The organism is Microbacterium sp. F01 (assembly GCF_056156365.1).
Genome location: NZ_CM149592.1, coordinates 696,747 through 722,474 on the forward strand (window position 1 = coordinate 696,747; position 25,728 = coordinate 722,474).

The 25,728-nt window shown below is 69.1% G+C and carries 30 protein-coding genes; 22 read left to right on the top strand and 8 right to left on the bottom strand.

The genetic code is table 11. The features are described 5' to 3' along the window. From rplX to ACVN90_RS03075, 12 genes are all read left to right on the top strand, one after another. A complete protein-coding gene (gene rplX, locus ACVN90_RS03020; protein ID WP_045301497.1) occupies positions 1-360 on the top strand; it encodes a 50S ribosomal protein L24 in 360 nt (119 codons plus the stop codon). A gap of 2 nt (positions 361-362) precedes the next feature. Then, positions 363-953, top strand: coding sequence for a 50S ribosomal protein L5 (rplE, locus tag ACVN90_RS03025; protein ID WP_056371384.1), 591 nt, complete (start codon positions 363-365; stop codon positions 951-953). A gap of 134 nt (positions 954-1,087) precedes the next feature. Further along, a complete protein-coding gene (gene rpsH / locus ACVN90_RS03030) occupies positions 1,088-1,486 on the top strand; it encodes a 30S ribosomal protein S8 (protein WP_475100709.1) in 399 nt (132 codons plus the stop codon). 6 nt (positions 1,487-1,492) lie between these two features. After that, positions 1,493-2,029, top strand: a complete 537-nt coding sequence (gene rplF, locus ACVN90_RS03035) for a 50S ribosomal protein L6 (RefSeq protein ID WP_116194489.1) — start codon at positions 1,493-1,495, stop codon at positions 2,027-2,029. Positions 2,030-2,031: 2 nt separating this feature from the next. Continuing rightward, on the top strand, positions 2,032-2,391 hold the full coding sequence (gene rplR, locus ACVN90_RS03040; RefSeq protein WP_045301506.1) for a 50S ribosomal protein L18: 360 nt from the start codon (positions 2,032-2,034) through the stop codon (positions 2,389-2,391). Positions 2,392-2,411: 20 nt separating this feature from the next. Then, positions 2,412-3,086 (top strand): 30S ribosomal protein S5, encoded by a 675-nt coding sequence (gene rpsE, locus ACVN90_RS03045; protein ID WP_475100710.1) that lies wholly within the window; start codon positions 2,412-2,414, stop codon positions 3,084-3,086. Beyond that, positions 3,086-3,271: a 50S ribosomal protein L30 gene (gene rpmD / locus ACVN90_RS03050; RefSeq protein ID WP_018171461.1), complete on the top strand. Its 186-nt coding sequence runs from the start codon at positions 3,086-3,088 to the stop codon at positions 3,269-3,271. The genes rpsE and rpmD overlap by 1 nt, the downstream gene beginning before the upstream one ends. After that, positions 3,271-3,882: a 50S ribosomal protein L15 gene (gene rplO / locus ACVN90_RS03055; RefSeq protein ID WP_475100711.1), complete on the top strand. Its 612-nt coding sequence runs from the start codon at positions 3,271-3,273 to the stop codon at positions 3,880-3,882. Before rpmD ends, rplO begins: the two co-directional genes overlap by 1 nt. A gap of 98 nt (positions 3,883-3,980) precedes the next feature. Next, on the top strand, positions 3,981-5,303 hold the full coding sequence (gene secY, locus ACVN90_RS03060) for a preprotein translocase subunit SecY (protein WP_045301508.1): 1,323 nt from the start codon (positions 3,981-3,983) through the stop codon (positions 5,301-5,303). Continuing rightward, complete coding sequence (locus tag ACVN90_RS03065) at positions 5,300-5,893, top strand: adenylate kinase (protein ID WP_475100712.1); 594 nt, start codon at positions 5,300-5,302, stop codon at positions 5,891-5,893. The genes secY and ACVN90_RS03065 overlap by 4 nt, the downstream gene beginning before the upstream one ends. 4 nt (positions 5,894-5,897) lie before the next feature. After that, entirely contained in the window at positions 5,898-6,740 is an 843-nt protein-coding gene (gene map / locus ACVN90_RS03070; RefSeq protein ID WP_475100713.1) for a type I methionyl aminopeptidase, read from the top strand. A gap of 10 nt (positions 6,741-6,750) precedes the next feature. Beyond that, on the top strand, positions 6,751-7,449 hold the full coding sequence (locus ACVN90_RS03075; protein ID WP_475100714.1) for a DsbA family protein: 699 nt from the start codon (positions 6,751-6,753) through the stop codon (positions 7,447-7,449). A gap of 178 nt (positions 7,450-7,627) precedes the next feature. Here ACVN90_RS03075 and ACVN90_RS03080 read toward each other — a convergent pair whose 3' ends face one another. Continuing rightward, positions 7,628-8,644 (bottom strand): hypothetical protein, encoded by a 1,017-nt coding sequence (locus ACVN90_RS03080; protein WP_475100715.1) that lies wholly within the window; start codon positions 8,642-8,644, stop codon positions 7,628-7,630. Between the two features lie 374 nt (positions 8,645-9,018). Here ACVN90_RS03080 and infA point away from each other — a divergent pair, with 374 nt between their 5' ends. The 6 genes from infA to rplQ all read left to right on the top strand — a co-directional run bounded on the left by infA (position 9,019) and on the right by rplQ (position 12,182). Then, a complete protein-coding gene (gene infA / locus ACVN90_RS03085; protein WP_018171468.1) occupies positions 9,019-9,240 on the top strand; it encodes a translation initiation factor IF-1 in 222 nt (73 codons plus the stop codon). 64 nt (positions 9,241-9,304) lie between these two features. Then, positions 9,305-9,421 (top strand): 50S ribosomal protein L36, encoded by a 117-nt coding sequence (gene rpmJ, locus ACVN90_RS03090; RefSeq protein ID WP_005050492.1) that lies wholly within the window; start codon positions 9,305-9,307, stop codon positions 9,419-9,421. 161 nt (positions 9,422-9,582) lie between these two features. Continuing rightward, positions 9,583-9,957 (top strand): 30S ribosomal protein S13, encoded by a 375-nt coding sequence (rpsM, locus tag ACVN90_RS03095; protein ID WP_056371363.1) that lies wholly within the window; start codon positions 9,583-9,585, stop codon positions 9,955-9,957. A 33-nt stretch (positions 9,958-9,990) separates the two neighbouring features. Beyond that, a complete protein-coding gene (gene rpsK, locus ACVN90_RS03100) occupies positions 9,991-10,389 on the top strand; it encodes a 30S ribosomal protein S11 (RefSeq protein WP_018171470.1) in 399 nt (132 codons plus the stop codon). Positions 10,390-10,554: 165 nt separating this feature from the next. Continuing rightward, positions 10,555-11,544, top strand: coding sequence for a DNA-directed RNA polymerase subunit alpha (locus ACVN90_RS03105; protein WP_116194480.1), 990 nt, complete (start codon positions 10,555-10,557; stop codon positions 11,542-11,544). Between the two features lie 74 nt (positions 11,545-11,618). After that, the gene (gene rplQ / locus ACVN90_RS03110; RefSeq protein WP_475100716.1) at positions 11,619-12,182 is read left to right on the top strand and encodes a 50S ribosomal protein L17; all 564 of its coding nucleotides are present in this window, start codon (positions 11,619-11,621) and stop codon (positions 12,180-12,182) included. A 160-nt stretch (positions 12,183-12,342) separates the two neighbouring features. Here the strand turns inward: rplQ and ACVN90_RS03115 are convergent, their stop codons facing one another. Together ACVN90_RS03115 and ACVN90_RS03120 are read right to left on the bottom strand one after the other, a co-directional pair. Continuing rightward, positions 12,343-14,259 (bottom strand): acyltransferase family protein, encoded by a 1,917-nt coding sequence (locus ACVN90_RS03115; RefSeq protein ID WP_475100717.1) that lies wholly within the window; start codon positions 14,257-14,259, stop codon positions 12,343-12,345. 210 nt (positions 14,260-14,469) lie between these two features. Further along, complete coding sequence (locus tag ACVN90_RS03120; RefSeq protein ID WP_475098597.1) at positions 14,470-15,738, bottom strand: IS256 family transposase; 1,269 nt, start codon at positions 15,736-15,738, stop codon at positions 14,470-14,472. A gap of 193 nt (positions 15,739-15,931) precedes the next feature. Between ACVN90_RS03120 and truA the strand changes: the two genes are divergently transcribed. Continuing rightward, positions 15,932-16,792, top strand: a complete 861-nt coding sequence (gene truA / locus ACVN90_RS03125; RefSeq protein ID WP_475100718.1) for a tRNA pseudouridine(38-40) synthase TruA — start codon at positions 15,932-15,934, stop codon at positions 16,790-16,792. Positions 16,793-16,894: 102 nt separating this feature from the next. Beyond that, positions 16,895-17,440, top strand: coding sequence for a hypothetical protein (locus ACVN90_RS03130; RefSeq protein WP_475100719.1), 546 nt, complete (start codon positions 16,895-16,897; stop codon positions 17,438-17,440). Here the strand turns inward: ACVN90_RS03130 and ACVN90_RS03135 are convergent. Together ACVN90_RS03135 and ACVN90_RS03140 are read right to left on the bottom strand one after the other, a co-directional pair. After that, entirely contained in the window at positions 17,418-18,593 is a 1,176-nt protein-coding gene (locus ACVN90_RS03135) for a hypothetical protein (RefSeq protein ID WP_475100720.1), read from the bottom strand. The genes ACVN90_RS03130 and ACVN90_RS03135 overlap by 23 nt on opposite strands. Further along, positions 18,590-20,272, bottom strand: coding sequence for a sensor histidine kinase (locus tag ACVN90_RS03140; protein WP_475100721.1), 1,683 nt, complete (start codon positions 20,270-20,272; stop codon positions 18,590-18,592). The genes ACVN90_RS03135 and ACVN90_RS03140 overlap by 4 nt, the downstream gene beginning before the upstream one ends. 188 nt (positions 20,273-20,460) lie before the next feature. On the opposite strand from ACVN90_RS03140, the gene ACVN90_RS03145 reads away from it, so the two are divergent. Beyond that, positions 20,461-21,954, top strand: coding sequence for a glycosyltransferase family 2 protein (locus ACVN90_RS03145; RefSeq protein WP_475100722.1), 1,494 nt, complete (start codon positions 20,461-20,463; stop codon positions 21,952-21,954). 328 nt (positions 21,955-22,282) lie between these two features. Here ACVN90_RS03145 and ACVN90_RS03150 read toward each other — a convergent pair whose 3' ends face one another. The 3 genes from ACVN90_RS03150 to ACVN90_RS03160 all read right to left on the bottom strand — a co-directional run bounded on the left by ACVN90_RS03150 (position 22,283) and on the right by ACVN90_RS03160 (position 24,807). Next, positions 22,283-23,188: a response regulator transcription factor gene (locus tag ACVN90_RS03150; RefSeq protein WP_475100723.1), complete on the bottom strand. Its 906-nt coding sequence runs from the start codon at positions 23,186-23,188 to the stop codon at positions 22,283-22,285. Positions 23,189-23,312: 124 nt separating this feature from the next. Continuing rightward, on the bottom strand, positions 23,313-24,311 hold the full coding sequence (locus ACVN90_RS03155; protein ID WP_475100724.1) for a glycoside hydrolase family 6 protein: 999 nt from the start codon (positions 24,309-24,311) through the stop codon (positions 23,313-23,315). Between the two features lie 52 nt (positions 24,312-24,363). Next, a complete protein-coding gene (locus tag ACVN90_RS03160) occupies positions 24,364-24,807 on the bottom strand; it encodes a hypothetical protein (protein ID WP_475100725.1) in 444 nt (147 codons plus the stop codon). A gap of 149 nt (positions 24,808-24,956) precedes the next feature. Between ACVN90_RS03160 and ACVN90_RS03165 the strand changes: the two genes are divergently transcribed. Then, positions 24,957-25,700 (top strand): endonuclease/exonuclease/phosphatase family protein, encoded by a 744-nt coding sequence (locus tag ACVN90_RS03165; protein WP_475100726.1) that lies wholly within the window; start codon positions 24,957-24,959, stop codon positions 25,698-25,700. The last annotated feature ends 28 nt before the right edge of the window (positions 25,701-25,728 follow it).

The window sequence follows — 25,728 nt, forward strand, 5'->3', positions numbered from 1 at the left end:
ATGGCCAAGATCAAGAAGGGTGACCTGGTTCAGGTCATCACGGGCAAGAAGCAGGACAAGGGCGGCGACCGCGGCAAGCAGGGCAAGGTCCTCGAGGTCCTGTCCGAGCAGAACCGCGTCATCGTCGAGGGCGTGAACTACGTCACGAAGCACAACCGTGTCGGTCAGTCGCAGCGCGGCACCAAGACGGGCGGCATCGAGACGATGGAAGCCCCCATCCACATCTCCAACGTCCAGGTCGTCGACCCCTCGACCAAGAAGCCGACCCGTGTCGGCCACCGTGTCGAGGAGCAGACCAAGGACGGCGTGAAGCGCACCGTCCGCGTGCGCTACGCGAAGAAGTCAGGCAAGGACCTCTGAACATGAGCAGCACCACTGCCGTGGAGGCTGGCAAGATCCAGCCCCGCCTGAAGCAGAAGTACAACGGCGAGATCAAGAAGGCTCTGCAGGACGAGTTCGGCTACGCCAACGTCATGCAGATCCCCGGCCTGGTCAAGGTCGTCGTGAACACCGGTGTCGGCGAGGCAGCTCGCGACAGCAAGGTGATCGATGGCGCGGTCGACGACCTCACCAAGATCACCGGTCAGAAGCCGGTCGTGACCAAGGCCCGCAAGTCCATCGCGCAGTTCAAGCTGCGTGAGGGCCAGGCCATCGGCGCGCACGTCACCCTTCGTGGCGACCGTGCGTGGGAGTTCATCGACCGCCTCGTCAACCTGGCGCTGCCCCGCATCCGCGACTTCCGCGGCCTCTCGGGCGCCCAGTTCGACGGTCACGGCAACTACACCTTCGGTCTCCAGGAGCAGTCCGTGTTCCACGAGATCAACCAGGACAAGATCGACCGCGTCCGCGGCTTCGACATCACCATCGTGACGACGGCGAAGACGGACGCCGAGGGCCGCGCACTCCTGCGCGCCCTGGGCTTCCCGTTCAAGTCGGACGACGCGCAGGCGTAATTCCTGAACGGATGCTGCGGCCGGCGCGCGAGCGGCGGTCGCAGCATCCGATCCCACAACTGAATATGGCAGATCATGGAAGGTCGTCTGGCGTGTAACGGCAGCCGATACCTCGTGAACAAAGGAATCAAGAAATGACAATGACAGACCCGGTCGCAGACATGCTGACCCGTCTGCGCAACGCGAACTCGGCGCACCACGACTCCGTGTCGCTGCCGAGCTCCAAGCTCAAGACCCACATCGCCGAGATCCTCAAGCAGGAGGGCTACATCTCCGCGTGGGAGGTCAGCGACGCCCGCGTCGGCCAGACCCTCACGCTGACGCTCAAGTACGGCCCGAACCGCGAGCGGTCGATCGCCGGCATCAAGCGCGTCTCCAAGCCCGGCCTCCGCGTGTACGCGAAGTCGACCGAGCTCCCCCGCGTCCTCGGCGGCCTCGGCGTCGCGATCCTGTCCACCTCCTCCGGTCTTCTCACGGACCGTCAGGCAGAGCAGAAGGGCGTGGGTGGGGAAGTCCTCGCCTACGTGTGGTGATCTGACATGTCGCGTATCGGTCGTCTTCCGATCGACATCCCCGCCGGCGTGACCGTTTCGGTCGATGGCCAGGATGTCGCCGTCAAGGGCCCCAAGGGCGAGCTCGTGCTCACCGTGGCCCGTCCCATCGAAGTCAAGGTCGAGGACAGCCAGGTCGTCGTGACCCGTCCCGACGACGAGCGCGCTTCGCGTTCGCTCCACGGCCTGACCCGCACGCTCATCAACAACAACATCATCGGTGTCACCCAGGGCTACACCAAGGGTCTCGAGGTCGTCGGCACGGGTTACCGCGTCGCGCAGAAGGGCACGGCGGTCGAGTTCGCTCTCGGCTTCTCGCACCCCGTCCTCGTCGAAGCGCCCGAGGGCATCACGCTGACCGTCGAGGGCAACAACAAGCTCACGGTCGCGGGCATCGACAAGCAGGCCGTCGGCGAGGCCGCGGCCAACATCCGCAAGATCCGCAAGCCCGAGCCGTACAAGGGCAAGGGTGTGCGCTACGCCGGCGAGGTCGTTCGGCGCAAGGCCGGAAAGGCTGGTAAGTAACCATGGCTGTGAAGTCGAAGTCCGACGCGCGCGCGCGTCGTCACGCCCGCCTTCGCAAGAAGGTCGTCGGCACCACCGAGCGTCCCCGCCTGGTCGTCACGCGTTCGTCGCGTCACGTGTTCGTGCAGCTCGTCGACGACAGCAAGGGTCACACCGTGGCCTCTGCCTCGACCCTCGAGACCGACCTGCGTGCGTCCGACGCTGACAAGACCGCCAAGGCCCGCAAGGTCGGCGAGCTTCTCGCCGAGCGCGCGAAGGCCGCCGGCGTCTCGGACGTCGTGTTCGACCGTGGCGGCAACCGCTACGCCGGCCGTGTCGCGGCGATCGCCGACGGCGCCCGTGAGGGAGGTCTGAACCTGTGAGTGACAACAAGGAGAACATCGTGACCGAGCAGGCTGCTGCCGAGGTCCAGGCCCCGGCTGCTGACGCGCCCGCCGAGCGCGAGCGCGAGCCGCGCCGCGGTGGTCGCGAGCGCAACCAGACCCGCGGTGACCGCGGTGGTCGCGACCGCAACGAGAGCCAGTTCCTCGAGCGCGTCGTCACCATCAACCGTGTCTCGAAGGTCGTCAAGGGCGGTCGTCGCTTCAGCTTCACCGCGCTCGTCGTCGTCGGCGACGGCAACGGTGTGGTGGGCGTCGGCTACGGCAAGGCCCGCGAGGTGCCCCTGGCGATCTCGAAGGGTGTCGAAGAGGCCAAGCGCAACTTCTTCCGCGTGCCGCGCGTCGGCTCGACCATCCCGCACCCGGTGCAGGGTGAGGCCGCTGCCGGTGTGGTGCTGCTGCGCCCCGCCGCCGCCGGTACCGGTGTCATCGCCGGTGGCCCGGTGCGCGCCGTCCTCGAGTGCGCCGGCATCCACGACGTGCTGTCGAAGTCGCTCGGCTCGTCGAACACGATCAACATCGTCCACGCGACGGTGGAGGCCCTGAAGCAGCTCGAGGAGCCCCGTGCGGTCGCCGCGCGTCGCGGTCTCGACTTCGACCAGGTCGCCCCCGCCCGTCTCGTCCGTGCCGAGGCCGAGGCGGCCGAGGCCGCCCGTGCTGCGAAGGCAGGTGTCTGATGGCTGCGCGCCTGAAGGTTACGCAGGTGAAGTCCAAGGTGAGCGAGAAGCAGAACCAGCGTGACACGCTGCGTTCGCTCGGTCTGAAGCGGATCGGCGACTCGGTCGTCCGCCCCGACGACGCGCAGACGCGCGGCTACGTCCGGACCGTCGCGCACCTCGTGAAGGTTGAGGAGATCGACTGATGGCTGAGAAGAACGACGCCGTCGAGGCCGAGAAGGCCCCGAAGAAGGCTGCTGCTCCCAAGGCTGCCGCCGAGAAGAAGGCGCCCGCGAAGGCGTCCGCCGCCAAGGCCGACAAGGCTGAGAAGGCTCCTGCCAAGAAGGCCGCCGCCAAGAAGGACGCCCCCGCCTCGCGCCCGGGCGTGCTGAAGGTGCACCACCTTCGTCCGGTCCCCGGCGCCAACACCGCGAAGACCCGTGTCGGTCGCGGTGAGGGCTCGAAGGGCAAGACGGCGGGTCGCGGTACCAAGGGTACGAAGGCTCGCTACCAGGTCAAGGTCGGCTTCGAGGGTGGGCAGATGCCGCTGCACATGCGCACCCCGAAGCTCCGCGGCTTCAAGAACCCGTTCCGCGTGGAGTACCAGGTCGTGAACCTGGACAAGCTCGCGGAGCTGTACCCGGCCGGTGGCGACGTCACCATCGGCGACCTGGTCGCCAAGGGTGCCGTGCGCAAGAACGAGAAGGTCAAGGTGCTCGGCACCGGCGACATTTCGGTGAAGCTCAACGTGTCGGTCGACAAGGTCTCGGCTTCCGCCGAGCAGAAGATCGTCGCCGCGGGCGGCGCCGTCAAGTAATACGCACACAGTGGGGGTCGGAGCTTGCTCCGGCCCCCTCTGGGTTACCCTGGACGTCGGCACGTCTGCGTGCCGATGCCCCTTCTGGAGGAATCCTCTTGTTCAGCGCCATCGCGCGGATCTTCCGCACACCCGACCTTCGGCGGAAGATCGCATTCACCCTGGCGATCATCGCCCTGTACCGCTTCGGCGCGCACGTGCCTGCGCCGTTCGTCGACTTCCCGAACGTGCAGTCGTGCCTTCGGCAGTCCGCGGGCACCGAGGGCCTCCTCTCGCTGGTGAATCTGTTCTCCGGCGGCGCCCTGCTGCAGCTGTCGATCTTCGCCCTCGGTGTCATGCCGTACATCACGGCGACGATCATCGTGCAGCTGCTCCGCGTCGTCATCCCGCACTTCGAGACCCTCTACAAGGAGGGCCAGGCGGGCCAGGCGAAGCTCACGCAGTACACCCGCTACCTCACGATCGCGCTCGCGCTCCTGCAGTCGACGACGCTCGTCACCGTTGCGCGCAGCGGCCAGCTCTTCGGGACCACCGGTGTTCCCGAGTGCGAGAACCTCCTCACGAACGACGTGTGGTGGGCGCAGCTGCTCATGATCATCACCATGACCGCCGGCACCGGCCTCATCATGTGGTTCGCCGAGCTCGTCACCGAGCGCGGCATCGGCAACGGCATGTCGCTGCTGATCTTCACCTCGATCGCCGCAGCGTTCCCCGCCTCGATGTGGGCGATCTGGCAGTCCAAGGGCTTCGAGGTCTTCCTGCTCGTGCTCGCCGTCGGCATCGTCGTCGTCGCGCTCGTCGTCTTCGTCGAGCAGTCACAGCGGCGCATCCCGGTGCAGTACGCCAAGCGCATGGTCGGTCGCCGCACCTACGGCGGCACGAACACGTACATCCCGATCAAGGTCAACATGGCCGGCGTCGTGCCCGTCATCTTCGCCTCGTCGCTGCTGTACATCCCGGCGCTCATCGCGCAGTTCAACCAGCCGCAGGCGGGCGAAGAGGTTCCGGCCTGGGTCGCGTGGATCCAGCTGTACCTGGTGCGCGGTGACCACCCGCTGTACATGGCGCTGTACTTCCTCCTCATCGTCGGCTTCACGTACTTCTACGTCGCGATCACGTTCAACCCGGTCGAGGTCGCCGACAACATGAAGAAGTACGGCGGCTTCATCCCCGGCATCCGTGCGGGTCGTCCGACGGCGGAGTACCTGGACTACGTGCTCACGCGCATCACCCTCCCGGGCTCGATCTACCTCGGTCTGATCGCGCTCCTGCCGCTCATCGCCCTCGCGACGGTCGGCGCCAATCAGAACTTCCCGTTCGGCGGCGCCTCGATCCTCATCATCGTCGGCGTGGGTCTCGAGACGGTGAAGCAGATCGACGCGCAGCTCCAGCAGCGCCACTACGAAGGGCTCCTCCGATGACGCGACTTCTTATCGTCGGCCCCCAGGGTTCCGGCAAAGGCACGCAGGGCATCCGCATCGCCGAGGCGTTCGGCGTCCCGGCCATCTCGACGGGCGACGTCTTCCGCGCGGCCGTCGCGGACGGGTCGGAGCTCGGCAGCCAGGTCAAGGCCATCATCGAGGCGGGCGACCTCGTCCCCGACGAGCTGACCAGCGCCGTCGTGCGCGAGCGCCTGTCCCAGCCGGACGCCGAAGGCGGGTTCCTGCTCGACGGCTACCCCCGCAACGTCGCCCAGGTCATGCACCTCGACGAGTTCCTCGAAGGACGCGACGAGGAGCTCGACGCCGTGATCCTGCTCGACGTGCCGCGCGACGAGAGCATCTCGCGCATCGCACTGCGCGCGCAGGAGCAGGGCCGCACCGACGACACCGAAGAGGTCATCGCGAACCGCCTGTCGATCTACGAGCGCGAGACGGCGCCGATCCTCGGCGTGTACGAGGCGCGCGACGTCGTCGACAGCGTCGACGGCGTGGGCACCCTCGACGAGATCACCGAGCGGATCATCTCCGCGCTCGAGGCTCGCGGACTCGTCCGCGTCCCCGTCGCCTGATCCCGTGTCGCTCCGCCGTTCGATCTACAAGTCACCCGCTCAGCTGCGGGCGATGGTGGAACCCGGGCTCATCACGGCTGCGGCGCTCGACGCGGCCCGCGGCCTGATCGCTCCGGGTGTGACGACGGCGGAGCTGGATGCCGCGGCATCCGCTCTCATCACCGGCCGAGGTGCGAAGTCCAACTTCCAGATGGTGCGCGGGTACCGCCACACGATCTGCGCCTCGGTCAACGAGGAGGTCGTGCACGGCATCCCCGGCGACCGGGTGCTCGCGCCCGGTGACATCCTCTCGGTCGACGCCGGCGCCGAGTACAAGGGCTGGAACGGGGACTCCGCGTTCACGTTCGTCCTCCCGGACGACAGCCGTCCCGACCTCGTCGCTGCGCGACAGCACCTGTCCGACGTGACCGAGGGATCGCTGTGGGCCGGCATCGCCGCGCTCGCGACCGCGAAGCACATCGGCGAGGTCGGCACCGCGATCCAGGCGCACATCGAGGCCAACTCGCCGGAATCCGGCACGTACGGCATCCTGCGCGAGTACGTCGGCCACGGCATCGGCCGCAAGATGCACGAGTCGCCCTCGGTGTTCAACTACCGCGTCGCCGATCCGGGCCCGGAGGTGCGGCCCGGACTGGTGCTCGCCATCGAGCCCATGGTCGTGATCGGCGACCAGGCCACGTTCGTCGAGGACGACGGATGGACGGTCTCCACGATCGACGGCACCGCGGGCTCCCACTGGGAGCACAGCGTCGCCGTCCACGAAGACGGAATCTGGGTGCTCACGGCACCGGACGGCGGTGCCGCGGGCCTTGCGCCCTTCGGCGTGACCCCGCGCGAGATCGCCTAGGAGGCTCGACATGGCACAGACGGCACGCAAGACCAACTGGTTCGCGATCTGGGTGACACTCGGCGTCGTCGTGGCGCTCGTGCTCGTCACCGTCCTCGTGGTGACCCTGAACAATGCGGCGACGCCGAAGCCCCTGCCGACCGAGGTGAACACGCCGACGTCGGCGGGCATCGACCCGGAGACCGGCGCGATCCTCGTCGGCGACGGCGAGGACCGTCTCGACACCTACATCGACTTCATGTGCCCGGTCTGCAACCAGTTCGAGCAGGTCTACGGCGCCGAGATCGAGAGCATGGTGAACGACGGCAGCATCACGCTCGGCATCCACCCGATCTCGATCCTCGACAGTCAGTCCAGCGGCACCCAGTACTCGACGCGCGCCGCGAACGCCGCCTACTGCGTGGCCGCTGCGGACCCGAACGCCTCGCTGCCGTTCCTGCAGGCGATGTTCGAGAACCAGCCCGCTGAGGGGTCGAGCGGCCTCACGAACAGCGAGATCATCGACATCGCGTCGGGCGTCGGCGTCACCGGCATCGACTCGTGCGTCAACGACGGCACGTACGCCGGCTTCGTCACCACGATGACGGAGCAGACCCCGATCCAACCGGGATCCCAGGGCATCGGCACCCCGACCATCGCGGTCAACGGCCAGGTCATCGCCAATTCGCAGCTGCCGCCCGCCGGTTCCCTCGCGACGCTCTTCGAGTAAGCCCTCTGAGAACGGATGCCGCGTCCCGCGGCATCCGTCCCCCCGCGTCTGCTGCGCCCCACGCCCTCTTGATGGCAAACACCAGTTTCGCAACGAGCCACCATCGGCCGTCGGGGTGGTTCGTCGCGGATGTGGTGTTTGCCCGGTTCGGTGTGGGCATGCGCTCGGGGGCGGCGCACTACACGACAGCCGACGGAGTGCGCGGTGGTCGGCCAGGCAGATGCAGCGATCGCGGGTTCGATCGCATGGACGCCAGCAGCAGCTTTCGCGGGGCGCCGACGCGGGGGATCTCGAGCCGCTCGAGTTCCCGGACGAGCGGGGCGACCGCTACGCAGGCGGCCCAGTCCCACCGGCCGAACGCCCGGCATTGCTTTCGGAGCCGATCTTCGCGACGCTTCTCGGCGATGACCCGCTCCACGGTCTCGTCGGAGCCGTCGCCGATGTACTTTCCGTAGCCGTCGGATTCGGCGATCGCGCGAACGCTCGGCCACCAGAAGTCCGTGCGGTCGGTGACGCCATCCGTGACGAACACCTGCTGGATCACGGGAGCCTCGAAGCCCGACCAGACGATCACGGCGCGGCTCACGCTCTCGCCCGGTGATTCCGACCGCGGATCCACCATCGGCAGGAGCAGGTTGCGCAGAGCGCGGCCGCGGGTGTTCGGCATCGCGGCGGCCACTGCCTCGAGTTGGGAGAGTGCGAGTGGTCCGCGCTGCACCGGCGATATCGCCGCGTCCGCGACGGCGAGCCCGTACGGCGCCGGGAGCACGCGCATGAGGTCGACCGTCGTCGTGGCGATCCCGGTCATTGCGAGGCCGCCCAGGGTCGTCGTCTGCGGATTCGAGACGCAGGTGTGCACGAACACATCACCGAAGCGGCGGGACTTCGTCCGGCCGAGGTCGTAGACGTGAATGAGCGCCGGTTCGCCGAAGAGCGGAAGGCCGAGCAGCGCTGCGGCGGACTCGTATGCGAACACTGCATCCGGCCTGACGAGGGCATAGGCGTGCACGCGTGCGAGATATCGGCTCCATGGCGGTAGCCGCTCCCACCCCGCTCGCGCGGCGTAGACACCCGCTCGCACCCGGTAGAAGAGACGGGCGTCGCGCAGGTCGCGTGTGCCCCCGAACGCGTCGGCGACACGCACGAGGTCGATAGGGGAGGGGCGGAGGACACCGATCTCAGAAGTCGAACTCATGCCCCGATGCTCATGACTCGCGCGCCGCTGCGTGCCCCCATCCCGGCCTTCGGCGCACAACCTGCCCACGAACCCCCTCACCCTCTCCCTGGGGAGGAGTCGAAACACCGGATCCGCATCGAGCCACCCCGGACCAGCGTGGTGATTCGTCGCACATGTGGTGTTTGTCATCGAGGGCAACGTCGAGCAGGGCCCGCCCGGGGAGGGGGAGGGGGCGTTCCTGAGTGCGAGCCGTGACCGTACCGCGGCCATTTGCCGAGGCATCCACTATCACGTATGCTTGATCTTTGGTGCGTTGCGCCTGTATTGGCGTGTCGTCGCACCGAATCCCATCCACCGCAGATCGACCGGTCTGCACAAGTGTTAGCGAGCGTATGGCGAAGAAAGACGGTGTCATCGAGATCGAGGGCGTCGTGTCCGAAGCGCTGCCCAACGCGATGTTCCGCGTTGAGCTCAGCAACGGCCACAAGGTCCTCGCGACGATCTCCGGCAAGATGCGGCAGAACTACATCCGCATCATCCCCGAGGACCGTGTCGTCGTGGAGCTGTCGCCCTACGACCTCACCCGCGGGCGCATCGTCTACCGCTACCGCTAGGCCGGTCGAGAAGTAACACCCCACGCTCCGGCGTGCCCGGTGAAGACAGCGAAGAGAAGAAATCATGAAGGTCAACCCCTCCGTCAAGCCCATCTGCGACCACTGCAAGGTCATCCGTCGCCACGGTCGCGTCATGGTGATCTGCAAGAGCAACCCGCGTCACAAGCAGCGCCAGGGCTGACATCAGGTCTGGACAGATGCTGCGGCCCGCAGCATCCGTCATCCCACAACTGAATACGACGACAGGCAGCGTCAGATCCCGCACGAAGCGGGGGACACCTCGGGCTGGGGGCCCGGGCACCGACACTGCTCCACACCTCCACCAACTCCCAGGAGAATCGCATGGCACGTCTTGCCGGCGTTGACATCCCGCGCGACAAGCGCGTGGTGATCGCCCTCACGTACATCTACGGCGTCGGCCGTACCCGCTCGAACGAGATCCTCGCCGCGACGGAGATCGACGAGAACATCCGCGTCAAGGACCTCAGCGACGACCAGCTCGTCGCGCTCCGCGACTACATCGAAGGCAACTACAAGGTCGAGGGTGACCTCCGTCGTGAGGTTGCCGCCGACATCCGCCGCAAGGTCGAGATCGGTTCCTACGAGGGCCTGCGCCACCGCCGCGGCCTCCCGGTGCGCGGTCAGCGCACGAAGACGAACGCGCGTACCCGCAAGGGCCCGAAGCGCACCGTCGCCGGCAAGAAGAAGGCGCGCTAAGGCGCGGCCCCCAGGGTTTAGGAGAGCAGAGCAATGGCACAGGCCAAGTCCGCCGCGCGCAAGCCGCGCCGCAAGGAGAAGAAGAACATCGCGCTGGGCCAGGCCCACATCAAGTCGACGTTCAACAACACGATCGTCTCGATCACCGACCCGTCGGGCGCCGTCATCAGCTGGGCGTCGTCGGGTGGCGTGGGCTTCAAGGGCTCGCGCAAGTCGACGCCGTACGCCGCCGGCATGGCCGCGGAGTCCGCTGCCCGCCAGGCGCAGGAGCACGGTGTCAAGAAGGTCGACGTCTTCGTGAAGGGTCCGGGCTCGGGCCGCGAGACCGCGATCCGTTCGCTCACGGCCGCCGGCCTCGAGGTCGGCTCGATCCAGGACGTGACGCCGCAGGCCCACAACGGCTGCCGTCCGCCCAAGCGCCGCCGCGTCTGACATCCCGTAAGCCGGGGCACCGTTCGTCGGTGCCCCGGCTCCGGCACGTTTCTTACGGATGCTGCGTCCCCCGCGCGAGCGGTGGGCTCAGCATCCCGAGCAAAACTCAACACCTCACCCACCGCACGTGTCATATAGCGGGCACGTGATCGAAAGGAACACATAGTGCTCATCGCACAGCGTCCCACTCTGACCGAGGAGAAGATCGGGGAGTTCCGCAGCCGTTTCGTCATCGAGCCGCTGGAGCCCGGCTTCGGTTACACGATCGGCAACGCGCTGCGTCGCAGCCTCCTGTCGTCCATCCCCGGCGCAGCCGTGACGTCGATCCGCATCGACGGCGTCCTCCACGAGTTCAGCACCATTCCCGGTGTCAAGGAGGATGTCACCGAGATCATCCTCAACATCAAGCAGCTGGTCGTCTCCAGCGAGCGCGACGAGCCCATCACCGCGTACCTGCGCAAGACCGGCGCCGGTGAGGTCACCGCCGCCGACATCTCGGCGCCGGCCGGTGTCGAGGTGCACAACCCCGAGCTCGTCATCGCGACGCTCAACGACACCGCGAAGTTCGAGCTCGAGCTCACCATCGAGCGTGGCCGCGGCTACGTCTCGGCGACGCAGAACCGCAACGAGTACGCCGAGGCCGGCCAGATCCCGGTCGACTCGATCTACTCGCCGGTCCTCAAGGTCTCGTACCGCGTCGACGCGACGCGTGCCGGTGAGCGCACCGACTTCGACAAGCTCGTGCTGGACGTCGAGACCAAGTCCTCGATCGCCCCGCGCGACGCCGTCGCTTCGGCCGGTCGCACCCTGACGGAGCTCTTCGGCCTGGCCCGCGAGCTCAACGTCGAGGCCGAGGGCATCGAGATCGGCCCGGCGCCGGTCGAGACCGTCCTCTCGAACGAGCTGTCGATGCCCATCGAGGACCTCGACCTGTCGGTGCGTTCGTACAACTGCCTCAAGCGTGAGGGCATCAACACCGTGTCGGAGCTCGTCGCCCTTTCGGAGACGCAGCTCATGAACATCCGCAACTTCGGTCAGAAGTCGGTCGACGAGGTGCGCGACAAGCTCGTCTCGCTCGGCCTGTCGCTGAAGGACTCGGTCCCCGGGTTCGACGGCGCGCACTTCTACGGCGGCTACGACGACGAGACCGTCTGAGCCGATTGGTTCCGGATGCTGCGGCTCGCGGCATCCGTCCCCCCGACCGACTTTTCACACTGGAGTAATTGAGAATGCCCAAGCCCACCAAGGGTCCCCGCCTCGGAGGCGGCCCCGCCCACGAGCGCCTGCTGCTTGCGAACCTGGCCGCCGCGCTGTTCACCCACAAGTCGATCAAGACGACCGAGACCAAGGCCAAGCGCCTGCGTCCGCTCGCCGAGCGTCTCATCACGTTCGCGAAGCGTGGCGACCTGCACGCGCGTCGTCGCGTGCTCTCGGTCATCGGTGACAAGGAAGTCGTGCACGTCCTGTTCACCGAGATCGCTCCGCTGGTCGCGGACCGTGACGGCGGCTACACCCGCATCACCAAGGTCGGCAACCGCAAGGGCGACAACGCGCCCATGGCCGTCATCGAGCTCGTCCTCGAGCCCGTGACGAAGAAGCCGTCGGCCAAGAAGGCTGCTGCCGCGAAGGCTGCTCCGGCCGAGGAGGCTCCCGCCGAGGAGGCCCCGGCTGAGGAGACCCCCGCCACCGACGAGGCCGCCGACGCCGGCGCCGAGTCGCAGGAGGAGGGCGCCGCCGCCGAGGCTGCTGCCGAGGACGCCGTCGAGGCGCCCGCCGAGGAGAAGTCCGCGTAAAGCGGATCCCGCCGGGCGCAGCAGCCCGGCACCCCTTGCACCGCGAGGCCCGTCACCCCCGGGTGACGGGCCTCGCTGCGTCTTCGGGCGCCCCTGCAATGGAGAAGGGGAGACGGATGCTGCGACCCTGCGCGATGCCGGAACGCGACGCGGCGCCGGCTCAGGGGGTGAGGTCGGCGCTCAGGATCTCGGCGAGGCGCTCGGCGCGGTCGGCGGCGTAGGCGCGGCGTTCGTCGGCGAGCTCGTCGACGGCGGCAGCGACCGTGTCGGCGAAGATGCGCCCGCCGGCGGCGCCGGGGTGGATCTTGTCGCCGGCGAGCAGGTCCTCGTGGGACGCGATGGCGCCCGACCAGTCGGCGACGACGACGTTGCGGTGGTCGTCGGCGAACGCGGCGAGCTCGGCGTTGACGCCGGGGATCCAGTCGCGCGGCGCGTAGGCGTTCACGAGCACGAGGCCCCGCTTCGGGCCCACGGTGTCGGCGAGGTGCTCGAGCGTCGAGGGGTCGACCTCGCCGTTCGTGCCGAGCGCGATCACGACATAGGGCCGCACGCGGCCGGTGGCGTCGAGCTCGTCGACGATATCGGGGCCTGCCCACATCGAGCGCGAGACCTCGGCGTCGACCTCGATGCCCGGCAGGCGCTCCACGAGGCCGCCGGCCGACGCGATCATGACGGAGTCGCCCACGGCGCTGATCTGGTCGCCGGTGATGTCGGTGGGGGCCGGGGACGCAGCATCCGTCGCCGAAGGAGTGGGGGCGATCGGCGCGGGGGCCTCGCGCAGCGCCTTTTCGAGCGCCCGTCGCCCCGCCTCGACGGCCGCCTCGGCGCTGGTCTCGTCGGGCGAGACCGCGATCGCGGCGCCCGCGCCGGCGAGCACGAGCGCACCGCTCAGCGCCACGCCGACGGCACGGAGCCGCGCGCGGGGTCCGGCCTGCAGACGCACCGCGAGCATGCGCACGGAGGTGCGGAATCCATGCCGGCGCACGGGGGTCTCGATATAGCGGAACGACAGAGCGGATGCTGCGGCCGTCGCCGCGAGTACCACGAGGCTGATCCAGACCGGCGCTGTGGCGACGGTCGCGTCGGGCGCGAAGGCCGCGACCGCGAGCACGAGGAGCGGCCAGTGCCACAGGTAGATGCCGTAGGAGCGGTCGCCGATCCAGCGCATCGGCCGCACGTCGATGGCGCGCCCGAACCAGGATCCCGGCCACACGCCGGCGACGATCGCGACGGCGCTGAGCAGGCTCGCGGCGAGGAGGGCGCCGGGGAATGTCACGGCCGAGGCGCTCTGCGGCACCATCGCCAGCGCGACCAGCCCGGCGAGGGCGAGCACGCCGGCCGCCCCGGTGATGTTCTGCGCGGCACGCGACTCCGCCCAGCGCAGGCCTCCGGCGCGGAACAACGGAACGAGCAGGAACGCCAGACCGACGCCGAGCAGCAGCCCGAACGCGTGAGTGTCGGTGCCGAAGTACGCACGCGTGACGTCGCCGCCGCCCGAGACCGTGACGCCCATCCAGACGGCCGACGCGGCCGCCAGAGCGAGCGCGGCTGCCGTGCGCATCCAGGCGCGCGGCAGCAGCAGGAACAGCGGGAAGATCAGCGGCCAGAGCACGTAGAACTGCTCCTCGACCGCGAGCGACCAGAAGTTGCGGAAGAGTTCGGGCGTCGCAGCGGCGAAGTACCCGCCGCCGCCCGCGACCGAGACCCAGTTGTAGCTGAAGGTCGCGGCACCCAGCACCTGCGCGTCGAGGTCGACGAGCACGTCGCCGCCGACGAGCCAGGCCAGCGCCGAGCACACCACGACCACCACCGCGAGGGCGGGCAGGAGTCGCCGAGCGCGCCGCTGCCAGAAGCGGCCGAGGGCCACGCGTCCGGTCGAGACCTGCTCGCGCAGCAGCAGGCTCGTGATGAGGAAGCCGCTGATCACGAAGAAGACGTCGACGCCGACGAAGCCGCCCGGGAGCACCGCCGGCGGGAACAGGTGGTAGACGACCACGAGCAGCACCGCGATCGCGCGCATGCCGTCCAGCCCGGCGAAGCGGGCGGGCGGGGCGGGGGAGGGCGCAGTCGACGTCATGGGTTCTCGCGAACTGAGGTGGGGAAACGGCAATCATACGTGGCGTGGCTGGGCGTATCACGGCGCGCGCAGTGCCGCCGCGGCGTGTTCGTGTCCGACCAGGTGCTCTCAATACCTCAATGAACTTCCGACTCACACGGCTCCTTGCTCAGGGCCGGTCAAGTCCCGTGGCGTGGTGTCACTTCTGTTGTTGCCGATGGTGGGTGATGGTCAGGCGGTGAGGTACAGCTCGGTGCGGGCGGGCTCGGTGTGTTCGTGCAGGGAGTGGATGAGCTTGCGCATTGAGATGTCGGAGAAGTAGCGGCGTTCGCCGTATTGCCACTCCTCGTGCTGCTCCTGCAGAACAGCGCCGATGAGGCGGGTCACGGAGTCGCGGTCGGGGAAGATCTGGACGACGTCGGCGCGGCGTTTGATCTCGCGGTTGAGCCGTTCGATCGGATTGTTGGACCAGACCTTCTGCCAGTGCTCTCGAGGGGTCGAGGCGAAACCGGTGAGGTCTGGCTCGGCGGTTTCGAGCATGGCGGCGATCTCGGGGAACGACCCGCGGAGGCTGTCGGTGACGGCCTGGTACTGGGCGAGCACGGCCTCCGGCGTGGTCTGCGCGAAGATCGTGGTGATCAGCGCGTTGACCGGCTTGGAGCGCGCGGATCCGATCTTCTGGGTGACGTTGCGGGCGAAATGGACTCGGCATCTCTGCCAGCCAGCTCCGGGCAGGATCGCCTTCACCGCTGCTTTCAGGCCGGCGTGCGCGTCGCTGGTGACCAGGGCGACCCCGAGCGGGTCGGCGTCGGTGGCGACCTTCAGTCCCCGGTCGCGGAGGCTGCGGAGGAACTCGGTCCAGAAGTCGGTGGTCTCCGCGTCTCCCAGCGCCATCCCGAGGATCTCCCGGCGGCCCTCGCCGCTGACGCCGGTGGCGACGACGAGGGCTTGGGAGACGACCCGGCCGCGGTGGCGGACGTCGAGGTAGGTGGCGTCCAGGAAGAGGTAGGGGAACCACGTGTGGTCGATCCGGCGGTGCAGGAACTCCTGCACGGCCTCGTCGATCTCACTGCAGATCCGCGACACCGTCGACCGGCTGATACCGGTGTCGTTGCCCAGCGCCCGGATCAGCTGGTCGACCTTGCGAGTGCTCACCCCGTCGATCCAGGCCTGGCAGATCACGGCGTAGAGCGCCTTGTCGACCCGGCGGCGCGGGTGCAGCAACGACGGGAAGAACGATCCCTCCCGCAGCTTCGGGATCGCCAAGTCCACCTCCCCGGCCGGGGTCGCGAGCGTCTTGGGGCGGGTGCCGTTCCGCCGAGTGGTGCGCTCCGGGGTGCGTTCGTGCGGCGCCGCGCCGATCTTCACCGTCGCTTCCGCGTCGATCAGGTCCTGCAAGCCGGCCTGCAGCATCCGGCGGAACACGTCCGAATGAGCGAGCTCCGGCTCGGCGAGGACTTCGGCAATCAGGGTCGTCAAGGCAGACTGGTTCTGGGTCATCGTGGGATCACTTCTTTGCTTCTTGGCGGAAACAACTGGTCTCCCACGATGGCCCTCCTACGTCAACGACGACGAGGACCCCGTGGGAAGTGACACCACGCTATGAGACGCACCCTCAGGGCCGGCAGGCTCGTGAGTCGGAAGTTCATCGGCCTTTTCGGCTCGATCCCGCCGCCGGAATAGGCTGGAGCCCGTGCGGATCCGCCTCGACATCGCCTATGACGGCACGCATTTCCGCGGGTGGGCGCGCCAGCCGGGGTTGCGCACCGTCCAAGAGACTCTCGAGTCCTCTCTCGCTCGCGTCGTCGGCGGGAACCCGCGCCTCGTGGTCGCCGGGCGCACCGACGCCGGCGTGCACGCCACCGGCCAGGTCGCACACGCCGACCTCGACGACGCCCAGCAGCAGCGCATGCTCGCGCGGCACGCGCGTCCGGCCGCCGGCATCCCCACCGCCGAAGACCGCGCCGCCGCACTCGCCGCGCGCATGACCGGCGTGGTCGGCGCCTACTCCGACGTCGCGGTCACCGGCTCGCGCATCGCGCCCGAGGGCTTCGACGCCCGCTTCTCGGCGGTGTGGCGCCGCTACGAATACCGCATCGGCGACACCGTGACCGGGTACGACCCGCTCGAGCGCCATCGCACCACCTCGGTGCGGGCGGCCCTCGATGCGGAGGCGATGGATGCTGCGGCCCGCGCCCTCATCGGACTCCACGACTTCGCCGCCTACTGCAAGCCGCGTGAAGAGGCCACGACGATCCGCACGCTGCTCGAGTTCGACTGGCACCGCGACGACCTGGGCGTGCTGGTCGCGAACGTCAAGGCCGACGCGTTCTGCCACAGCATGGTGCGCGCGCTCGTCGGGGCGTGCGTCGCCGTCGGCGAGGGCCGGCTCGATGTGGACGACGTCGTCGACATCCGCGACGCACAGGAGCGCGTGCCCGAGGTGAAAGTGCTCGCGGCTCGCGGGCTCACGCTCACCGAGGTCGGCTACCCCGCCGACGACCTGCTGGCTCAGCGCGCCGAGCAGACCCGCGCGCGGCGCGATCGCGAGTGACATCATCCCGCTAGACTGACCGGACGTTTTCCGGCGCGACTCGGGGGTTTTATGCGCAGGTGGAACCGGTTCGCCGGCGTCGTCACGATTTCGCTCGTAGGCATGGCGGCACTCGCCGGCTGCGGGCCCGCTCCGTGGGAGGAGGGCGCGGGAGGGAGCACTCCGACGCCGACGGCCACAGCGGTGCCGACCCCGGTGCCCAACGACCTGTCGGGCGGGGCGACGCAGCGCCAGCTCACCGCGGGCGCGGTCGCCGCGACGATCGACTACTGGTCGACGCTGTCGATGGACGAGTGGACGGCCGAGGCGGTCAAGCCCGTGAGCATCTCGATGGTGACGACCGTCACCCCGGACGACGGCCAGAAGGTCTATCTGCAGCGTGCGACCATGACGGCGATCCCGTCGACGCCGACGGGCGCGCTCGATGCCCTGCAGCCCCAGGTCGACGAGTCGACGGTGAGCCCCGGCTACCTCGTGCTGGATCCCTACAGCTACTCGCAGACGTTCAACGTCGGGCCGGTCCCGGCCGAGGCGACGTACATCACGCTGCAGTTCAGCTACGACTTCCTCGTGCAGACGACGCCGACCTCGAGCGAGTACGCCAAGCAGACGGCGACCGACACGCTCACGGTAGCTCTGACTCACTGATCAGGCGGTTGACGATGGTGGCGCCGACGCGCTCCCATCGGTCGCCGCCCTTGCCGCTCGCGACGCGCGCCGCCTCGCGGCCGGTGTACACGAGAGTGTCAAGATCGTACCCGAGCACCGAGACCGGTGCCCAGCCCGCGCTCGCCGTCGGGCGGATCGGCATCGCCCCGTGGACGTCGAGCAGAGTCACCCGCTCGAGCGTCGCGCGCAGCAGGTCGCGCACCACCGCATCGGGCCGCGGCACGAGGACCACGACCGCGCCCGCGGAGGGAGATCCCACGTCGGATTCCGCCGGGAACGCGGCCCGCACCTCGTCCTCGAGCCGCTCTGACAGCGTCGCGAACGCCGCGGCCCCCGCGGTCTGGCGGATGTCGGCGGCGTCGTCGAGGCCGAGGTAGACGACCGACCACGGCTCCGAGGTCTTCTGCGCCCGCGCCAGGCGGTCGCCGGCGGTCCGCTCGAACTGCTGCCACGCCGTCGAGACGGCCGCGGTGCGGCCGAGCCCGCTGTCGCGCGCCGTGGTGCCGACCACCGCGATCAGCGCGCAGGCCACGTACACCAGCATCCCGACCGACGAGATCAGCCGCACCAGCTCGAAGTCGTCGCCGCCCGACGGCGGGTACACGAAGCCCGCGATCAACGTGGCCACGCCGGTGACGAAGAACGCGACCGACACGATCACGAGCGGCAGCAGCAGGCGGTCGCTGCGCCGGGACGACGCGCGCGCCCAGTCGAGCACGAACAGACCCGCGAACACGGATGCTGCGAAGAAGACCGTGCGGTACGCCATCGTGAACCACGCGAGGTCGTCGACGATCGAGAGAGAGAACGCTGACGCTGCCGCCATCGCCGCGCCAGCCCAGACGTGCGGACGCAGTCCCCACGCCGCGCGGAAGCCCGACCACAGGAACGCCGGCGCGCCCATCAGGGCGCCGAGCGACGCGCGCCGCAGCTGCTCGATGCCGGCGACCTCGCCCGCAACGACCCCATAAGTGGCGACCATCGCGAGGGTGAAGGCGATGCTCCAGTAGAGCGTCGGAAGCCCCGGCCGCACGAGGAACGCGATGCCGATGGTGAGCATCGTCGCGAGGGTGGTGATCACCGCCTGCGCGATGCCGAGGTCGACGCCGGCTCCGGCGATGAGGTCGGTCATGCTCGTCCTTCTGTGTCGCGCCGGGCCTCCGGCCGCGCGGCCGGTTCCCCGGCCAGCTCGCCGGCCAGGGGCAGACGGATCGTGACGGTCGTGCCGGCGCCCGCCTCGCTGTCGATCGAGAGCGTGCCGCCGTGGGCGAGCACGATGTCGTTGCTGATGCCGAGGCCGAGCCCGGTGCCGCCGGACTTCTTCTTGGCCTCCTCGGTGCGGAAGTACGGCGTGAGGATGTTCGGGAGGTCGTTCGCAGCGATGCCGATGCCGGTGTCGGCGACCGACAGCACGACCTGGTGGTTCTCGACGGCGCCGGTGATGCGCACGCGGCCGTCGCGCGGGGTGTACTTGATCGCGTTGCTCACGACGTTGTCGACGACCTGCCGCAGCCGGAACCCGTCGGCGGTGATCGGCAGCGCGTCGTCGGCCATCACATCGATCGAGATGCGGCCCGAGGCGGCAGTCGGGCGGAACGAGGCGACCGACTCGAGCAGGATCTGGCGCAGATCGATGTCGTCGACCTCGTCGCGGCCCGAGAAGCCGCGCTTCGAGGTCGTGCCGAGGGTCTGGATCATCGTCAGCATGCGATCGCTCGCCGCGACGATCGACTCGAACCGCTCGCGGGTGCGCGGGGTGAGGTCGTCGAGCTCGAGCGCGAGCTCCGCGTTGCCGATCATCACGGTGAGCGGGTGCTTCAGCTCGTGCGACGCCATGGCGGTGAACCGCTCCCGCTCGCGCTGCGCGTAGGTGAGGGCCGTCACGTCATGGACGAGGAGGAGGATGCTGCTGCCCTCGTCGCCGCCCGCGGCGAGGCGCTTGGCCGTCACCGAGAGCGCGCGCCACTCGCCCTCCGCGGTGAACAGCCAGACCGAGGCATCCGTGAAGGTCTCACCGCGTGCGGCACGCGCGAACGGTCGCTCGGAGAACGGCACCGGCATGCCGCGGCGCCCCGTGTACTCGACGGAACGGGCGGGCAGCGTCGGGTCGAGCGGGTCGAGGCCGTACAGGCGCGAGTACGCGTCGTTGACGGCGAGCACCGAGCCGTCGTCGGAGATGCGCGCGATGCCGGTGTCGACGCCGTTGAGGATCTCGCCGGTGCGGCGCTCCTGGTCGGCGCGGCGCGTGTAGGTCGCCGTGAGGCGGCTCGCTTGACGACGCAGCAGCCGGCGCAGCGCGCGGGTCCGTCGCAGGGCGATGTGCGCCGTGATGCCGATGAAGGTCAGCGACAGCAGGACGACGAAAACCCGCAGGGCGGCGAGGTTGCTCGAGGCGATCGCCGAGTCGACGAGGAGGATGAGCCCGATCAGCGCGAGCATCGCGGCGAGGGCGATGGCTCGGAAATGCATCGCGACCCACATCACGGGGAATGCCCAGAGGTAACCGAGACGCAGCTCGGTCCCGCTGGACATCAGGCCGATGGCGATCGCATCCGCGAACGGCACCGCCAGCACCGCCCACGCGGGCAATCGCGACCACGGCAGAGACAAGGTGGCGAGCGTGAGGATGACCACCAGGAGCGTGCCGAGCAGGAAGTTCCAGCGGCCGAACATCTCGGGCTGCAGCGCCATCACGAGGATCGCCGTGATGAGCACGCTGGCGGCCAGCACGAGCTGCGTGAGCCAGATCGACCGCGTGCGTCCGTCGGGCGCGCCCACGACCGATGTCGGTCGCGCAGCCCCGGTAGCCATACGGCGATTCTATTGACCCGGCCACCTGGCATTTCGGTGCCGAGCCGAAAGTCGGCAAACGCTCTCTTGCGGATGCCTTGCGCAAACCTTGCGGTTCTGTTCGCGGTCCCTCGGAGGGGCCTTGCGGTCGGTGGGAGAAGCTCTTCATGTGCCGGAGACACCGGCCGAGAATCCGAAAGGCGACGAACGTGACCGACATCGTCCCCCTCACCCGCAGCCAGCGGACGCACCGCAACGACGCGACCGCTTCGCTCGAGGACGTCACGACCGTCTCGCCCGTCCACGCCGCCCACGGATTCGCCGACGACTTCGAAGCCGTCCTCGACGACACCTCGGTGCACCGCTCCACCATCGGCTGCGTCATCCCCGCGTACAACGAGGAGGAGTCGATCGCCCAGGTGATCGAGTCGCTGCTCGGGCAGACGCGCGTGCCGGACGTCATCCACGTCGTCGTCAACAACACGTCCGACGCCACCGTCAAGCTCGCGTCGCAGTACGCCGGCCCGCACGAGGTCACGACCGAGCTCGGCGAGCAGTTCACCGAGGTCTTCGTCCACGACATCGGCAAGAATCCCGACAAGAAGGTCGGCGCGCTCAACTACGGCTACACGCTGGTCGAGGGCTACGACTACCTGCTGGGCGTCGACGGCGACACCGTCGCCGACGCGAAGGCCGTCGAGTACCTCGAGGCCGAGGCCACCAGCGACACCCGCATCGGCGGCATCTCGGCGATCTACTCGATCGACGACCAGCCCATCAAGGGCGGGCTCGCGAAGTTCCTCACGACCGGTCAGCGCTCGCAGTTCGCCGCCTTCAACCTGCACAACCTGCTGCGCGGCCGCAACATGGCGGTGCTCGGCGGTCAGTTCTCGATCTTCTCGACGCACGCGCTCCGCGACGTCATGAAGGAGAACCACCAGTCGACGCCGTGGGTCAAGGACTCCGAGGTCGAGGACTCGCTGCTGTCGCTGCAGATCAAGAGCGCCGGCTACCTCACCAAGATCAGCCCGTTCGCCCGCGCCGACGTCGGCGGCATGACCACCCTCCGGGCGCTCGACGCGCAGCAGGTCAAGTGGACCTACGGCGCCATCGAGCTCATGTGGCCGGGTCAGCGCGGCGACACCAAGGGCCAGCCGTTCCACCCGAACCTGCGCGTCCGCTGGCTCGAGCACTTCGACATGCTCATGAACATGTTCGTGCGCATCGCGTTCATCACGCTGCTCGCGGCGTCGCTGTCGATCGGCGCGTTCGTCTTCTCGTACTGGTGGCTCATCCCGCCGGTGGTCGCGATCGCGCTCAACACGCGCATGGCGCTCACGATGCACAACCGCAACTGGCGCGACGTCGTCTTCGGCCTCACGCTCGTGCCCGCCGAGATCTACATGTGGATCCGCTGCAGCCACTTCGTGCGGTCGTGGACGCGGTTCCTCTCGCGCAAGAAGGTCGACAACTGGGCGATGCAGGCCAAGGCCGAGCGCGGCGGCGGCTTCGGCCACTGGACGCCGCTCATCCTCGCGGTCGCGGTCATCGCGGCGATGGTCGCGATCTGGATGATGCTTCCCGTCATGGTGCAGTCCACGGTCCTCTGGATCGGCTGGCCGATCGTCGGCGTCGTCACGGTGCTGCAGACGCTGACCATGTTCTTCAAGCTCATCCGTCGTCACCACGGATACAAGGTCTGATCGGTCACCCGAAGGCCGGTCAGTACTGGGGAAAGCGCCGATGGCTGGGGAGCTCGGCGCGGGGGAGGAGGTGAGGGTCCCGCCTGGGGGAGAGGCGGGAACCCTCACCGAAGACAGAAGAGCCTGGGGCATCCGCGCGACTGACACACACCCGAAGCGTGTCAGCAGTGAGGGAGCTGGGGAAGCGCCGATGGCTGGGGAGCACGGCGCGGGGGAGGAAAGGCGAGGGGTCCGCAAGGGGAGAGGCGGACGCCCTGGCCGAAAGAGGAAGAGGGGGGATCCGCTCGCGTGGGGCGAGCCGATCCCTCCTCTTCCGGGTTGAGGGTTCTCAGCCCTCCGAGGTCAGCCGGTACCCGACGCCGCGCACGGTCTCGATGTACCGCGGGTTCGCCGCGCTCTCGCCGAGCTTGCGCCGCAGGTTGGTCATGTGAGCCTCGACGGCGCGCTTGTCGGCGTCGCCCACGAAGTAGCTCGTCACGTACGACTCGCCGCGCAGCACCAGCGTCAGATCCGCCTTGCTGCGCACGCGCCGCTTCGACTCGAGCAGCGTCGCGAGCAGGTCGAACTCGGTGCGCGTGAGGTCGAGCTCCTCACCGCCGATCAGCACGATGCGGTTCTCGGGGTGCAGCCGCAGGTCGCGGTGCGTCAGCCATTCGCCGTCCGTATCGACGATGGCGGGGACGGATGCTGCGCCCGCAGGCACGATCACGGCCGCGGGCGTCGCGAGCTCGAGGTCCTCGATCGCGGGTGCGGTCGGCACGGCGGTGGCCGTCGGCCGCATGCCGGGGAACGACGGACCGACGCTCCCCTGCGACGGCGCGGCGGGCGCGGCGATCGCGCGCTCCGCGTCGGTGGTGCGGCGCCGCATGAGAGCCTCGACGCGGGCGCGGAGCTCGCGCGGACGGAAGGGCTTGAGGAGGTAGTCGTCGGCGCCGGCCCCGAGCCCGGCGATCACGTCGGCCTCGTCGTTCATGCCGGTGAGCATGATGATGTACGTGTCGGACTGGGCGCGGATCCGCTTGGCCGCCTCGATGCCGTCGATGCCCGGCATGTTCACGTCGATGGTCGTCAGAACCGGCTTGTAGGTGAGCACGGCCCGCACGCCGTCGATGCCGTTGCCGACCGACACCGTCGAGAACCCCGACGACTCGAGGACCTCGGCCAGGACGTGGCGGATCTCCTTGTCGTCCTCGATGATGACCGCTGTCTTCAGCTCGTCGGAAGGGGTGCTCATACGTACGTTCTCTCTCGGACGGTGGAACCGGTGAATGCGCCGATTACCGACCCCAGCCGCGGCCCCCGACGCATGCGCAAAGTACTCCGATGCTACACACAACCAGGGAACGCCTGGTCGGGTGTCAATCCGGGACGACGTCGCGGGTGAGCTCGACGGCGGCCTCCGGCCACCAGCGGCCGGCGGCAGGGCCGCCGTTGCAGTCGCCGTCGCTCTCGCCGGGCGGCTTGATCCAGAGGTTCGTGTCGACGACGTCGTCGCCGATCGCGCCCCCCGACTCGCCGACGAGACGGCCGGGCGGGTTGCACCACTCGCCGTTCGAGCCGGCGCCGTTTCGGCCGGTGTCGATGATCGCGTGCAGGCCGTCCAGGCGGTCGGCGACGTCGTGGGCGTAGGCCGCCTCGTCGTCGGTCGCCTCGTAGTTCGACACGTTGGTGGCGAATCCACGGATGCCGCGACCGTCGTCGCCGCGGGACGCGCGGTCGACCTGATCGATGAGGGCGGCCATCTCCGTCGGCGCCAGCCAGTTCGAGTGCCCGCCGTCGACGTAGATCCACGTGCTCTCGGCGGCGATCGCCTCGACCGCTGCGCTCAGCTGGGCGACCCGCTCGTCGACGTTGCCGCACTCGGGCGCGAGGGCGAGGCTGTCGGGCTCCAGGATCACCACTGGCGCCGTGTCGGCGGCCTCACGCAGCGCGTCGCCGATGGCGCGCGTCCACTCGACGTAGGCGTCGCCGTCGAGGCCACCCGCCGAGTGGCCGCCGCAGTCGCGCTCGGGCAGGCCGTAGACGACGACAGCGATGCGTGCGGACTGGTCCCGCGCCTGGGTCGCGAGGTTCGCGATGCGCTCGCCGACGACGTCGACCGGGTCGGCCTCCGGCGTGAGCCATACCGCGGTGGGCTGCGCGCTCAGATACCTCGCCGCGGCCTGCTCGGGGCTGCCGTCGGCGGCGCGGGACGCAGCATCCGTCGCCTTCGACAGCTCGGAGGCGACGATCTTCGTGCCGCGACCGGGCGGCTCGGGAGCCTGCCCACGCAGGAGCACGACGGCTGCGATGACCGCGACCACGGCTACGACGCCCGTGATCGCGAGGATCGTGAGGGTCCGTCGCGAGGTGGGCACGAAGGCGAGCCTACGAGACCGACGCAGGGCGCGGGCGCTCCGGCGTGTCGCGTCAGGCCGTGCGCGGTCGCGGGCTGCGCACGCGTGCGGCCGGAGCGGTGCGTCCGGACGCGAGGGAGCCGCGCCGGGCGGTGCCGCCGCGCTTCGAGCCGACGAGCTGCAGCAGAGCAGCCGCGAGCGGGCTCGCCGAGGCGGCCTCGGCCTCGAAGGCGCCGGCGACGACGGATGCTGCGCGCTCGAACTCCTGCGCCTTCAGGGCGGCTGCGCGGCGCTCGGCGACGACGCGGTCGGCGGCGGCGTACTCGGTGCGCAGGCGCTCGCGCTCGGACTCGTCGAGTCCGGTACGGCGGGCGGTGCGCTCGAGCGCCTCCGCGGCACGGGAGCGCAGGGCGACGCTGCGGTGCAGTTCGCGCTCCGCCTCTTCGCGGGCGGTGCGGCTCGCGTCGAGGGCCTCGGCGAGCTCGGCGCGGACGGTCTTCGGGGATGCAGCGGTCATGGGGTCCTCCAGGATCGGGGTGCGGGTGTCACGCTCGGATGCCGTGAACCGGCACACCACTGAAGAGCCGCAGCATCCGTGTTTCGTACATACGAGGTTCCTGTCAAGGCCATCCGATCGCCACGTCGTCGGCATAGGCTGTCGTCGTCATGAAGGTCATCTCGTACAACCTGCGCAAGCATCGGGCGGCGGGGGAGCTCGCTCACCTGGTCGAACGCCATGGCGCCGATGTGCTCTGCCTCCAGGAGGCCGACACGTCCGACATCCCCGAAGAGATCTCGGGGCTGCGGCTCGCGGACTCCACGCAGCGCAACCGTCTCGGGCTCGCCGTGTACTACCGCGAGAACACGTATCGCGCGGTCGAAGTGCGGGCGCTCGCGCTCAAGAAGTCGCTGCACGACCGCGTGCTCAAGCCCGCCGAGGAGCGGCTGCTCGGCGTCCGGCTGCACGACATCGACGAGAACACCGACCTCATCGTGGCGTCGTTCCACGCCGCGCCCCTCACGGCATTGAACTCGCTGCGCCGGCATCAGATCCGCACGGCGCTGGGCGAGCTGCAGCAACTGGGCGAGGGGATCCCGGCGCTCATGGTCGGGGACTACAACTACCCCGTCTTCAAGGAGCGGCTGGGTCAGCACATCCGCGAGCAGGGGTACGAGCTGAATCTCTCGGACTCGCGCACGTACACGCGCTACCGCTTCTTCCGCGGCCACTACGACTTCGCGACGTCGATCGGATTCGAGATCGACCGCGTGCGCACGCTGCCGCAGGGCCTCAGCGACCACCTGCCGATCCTCGTGACCGCACACCCCGCTCCGGGTGTGCGTCGCGTGGTCGAGATCGCCGACCCCGAAGCGGCCGCCGCGGCCGCCGGAGCGTCCGGCGCCGCCTGAGCTCGCCCCGCTCGTTCGACCCCTGACA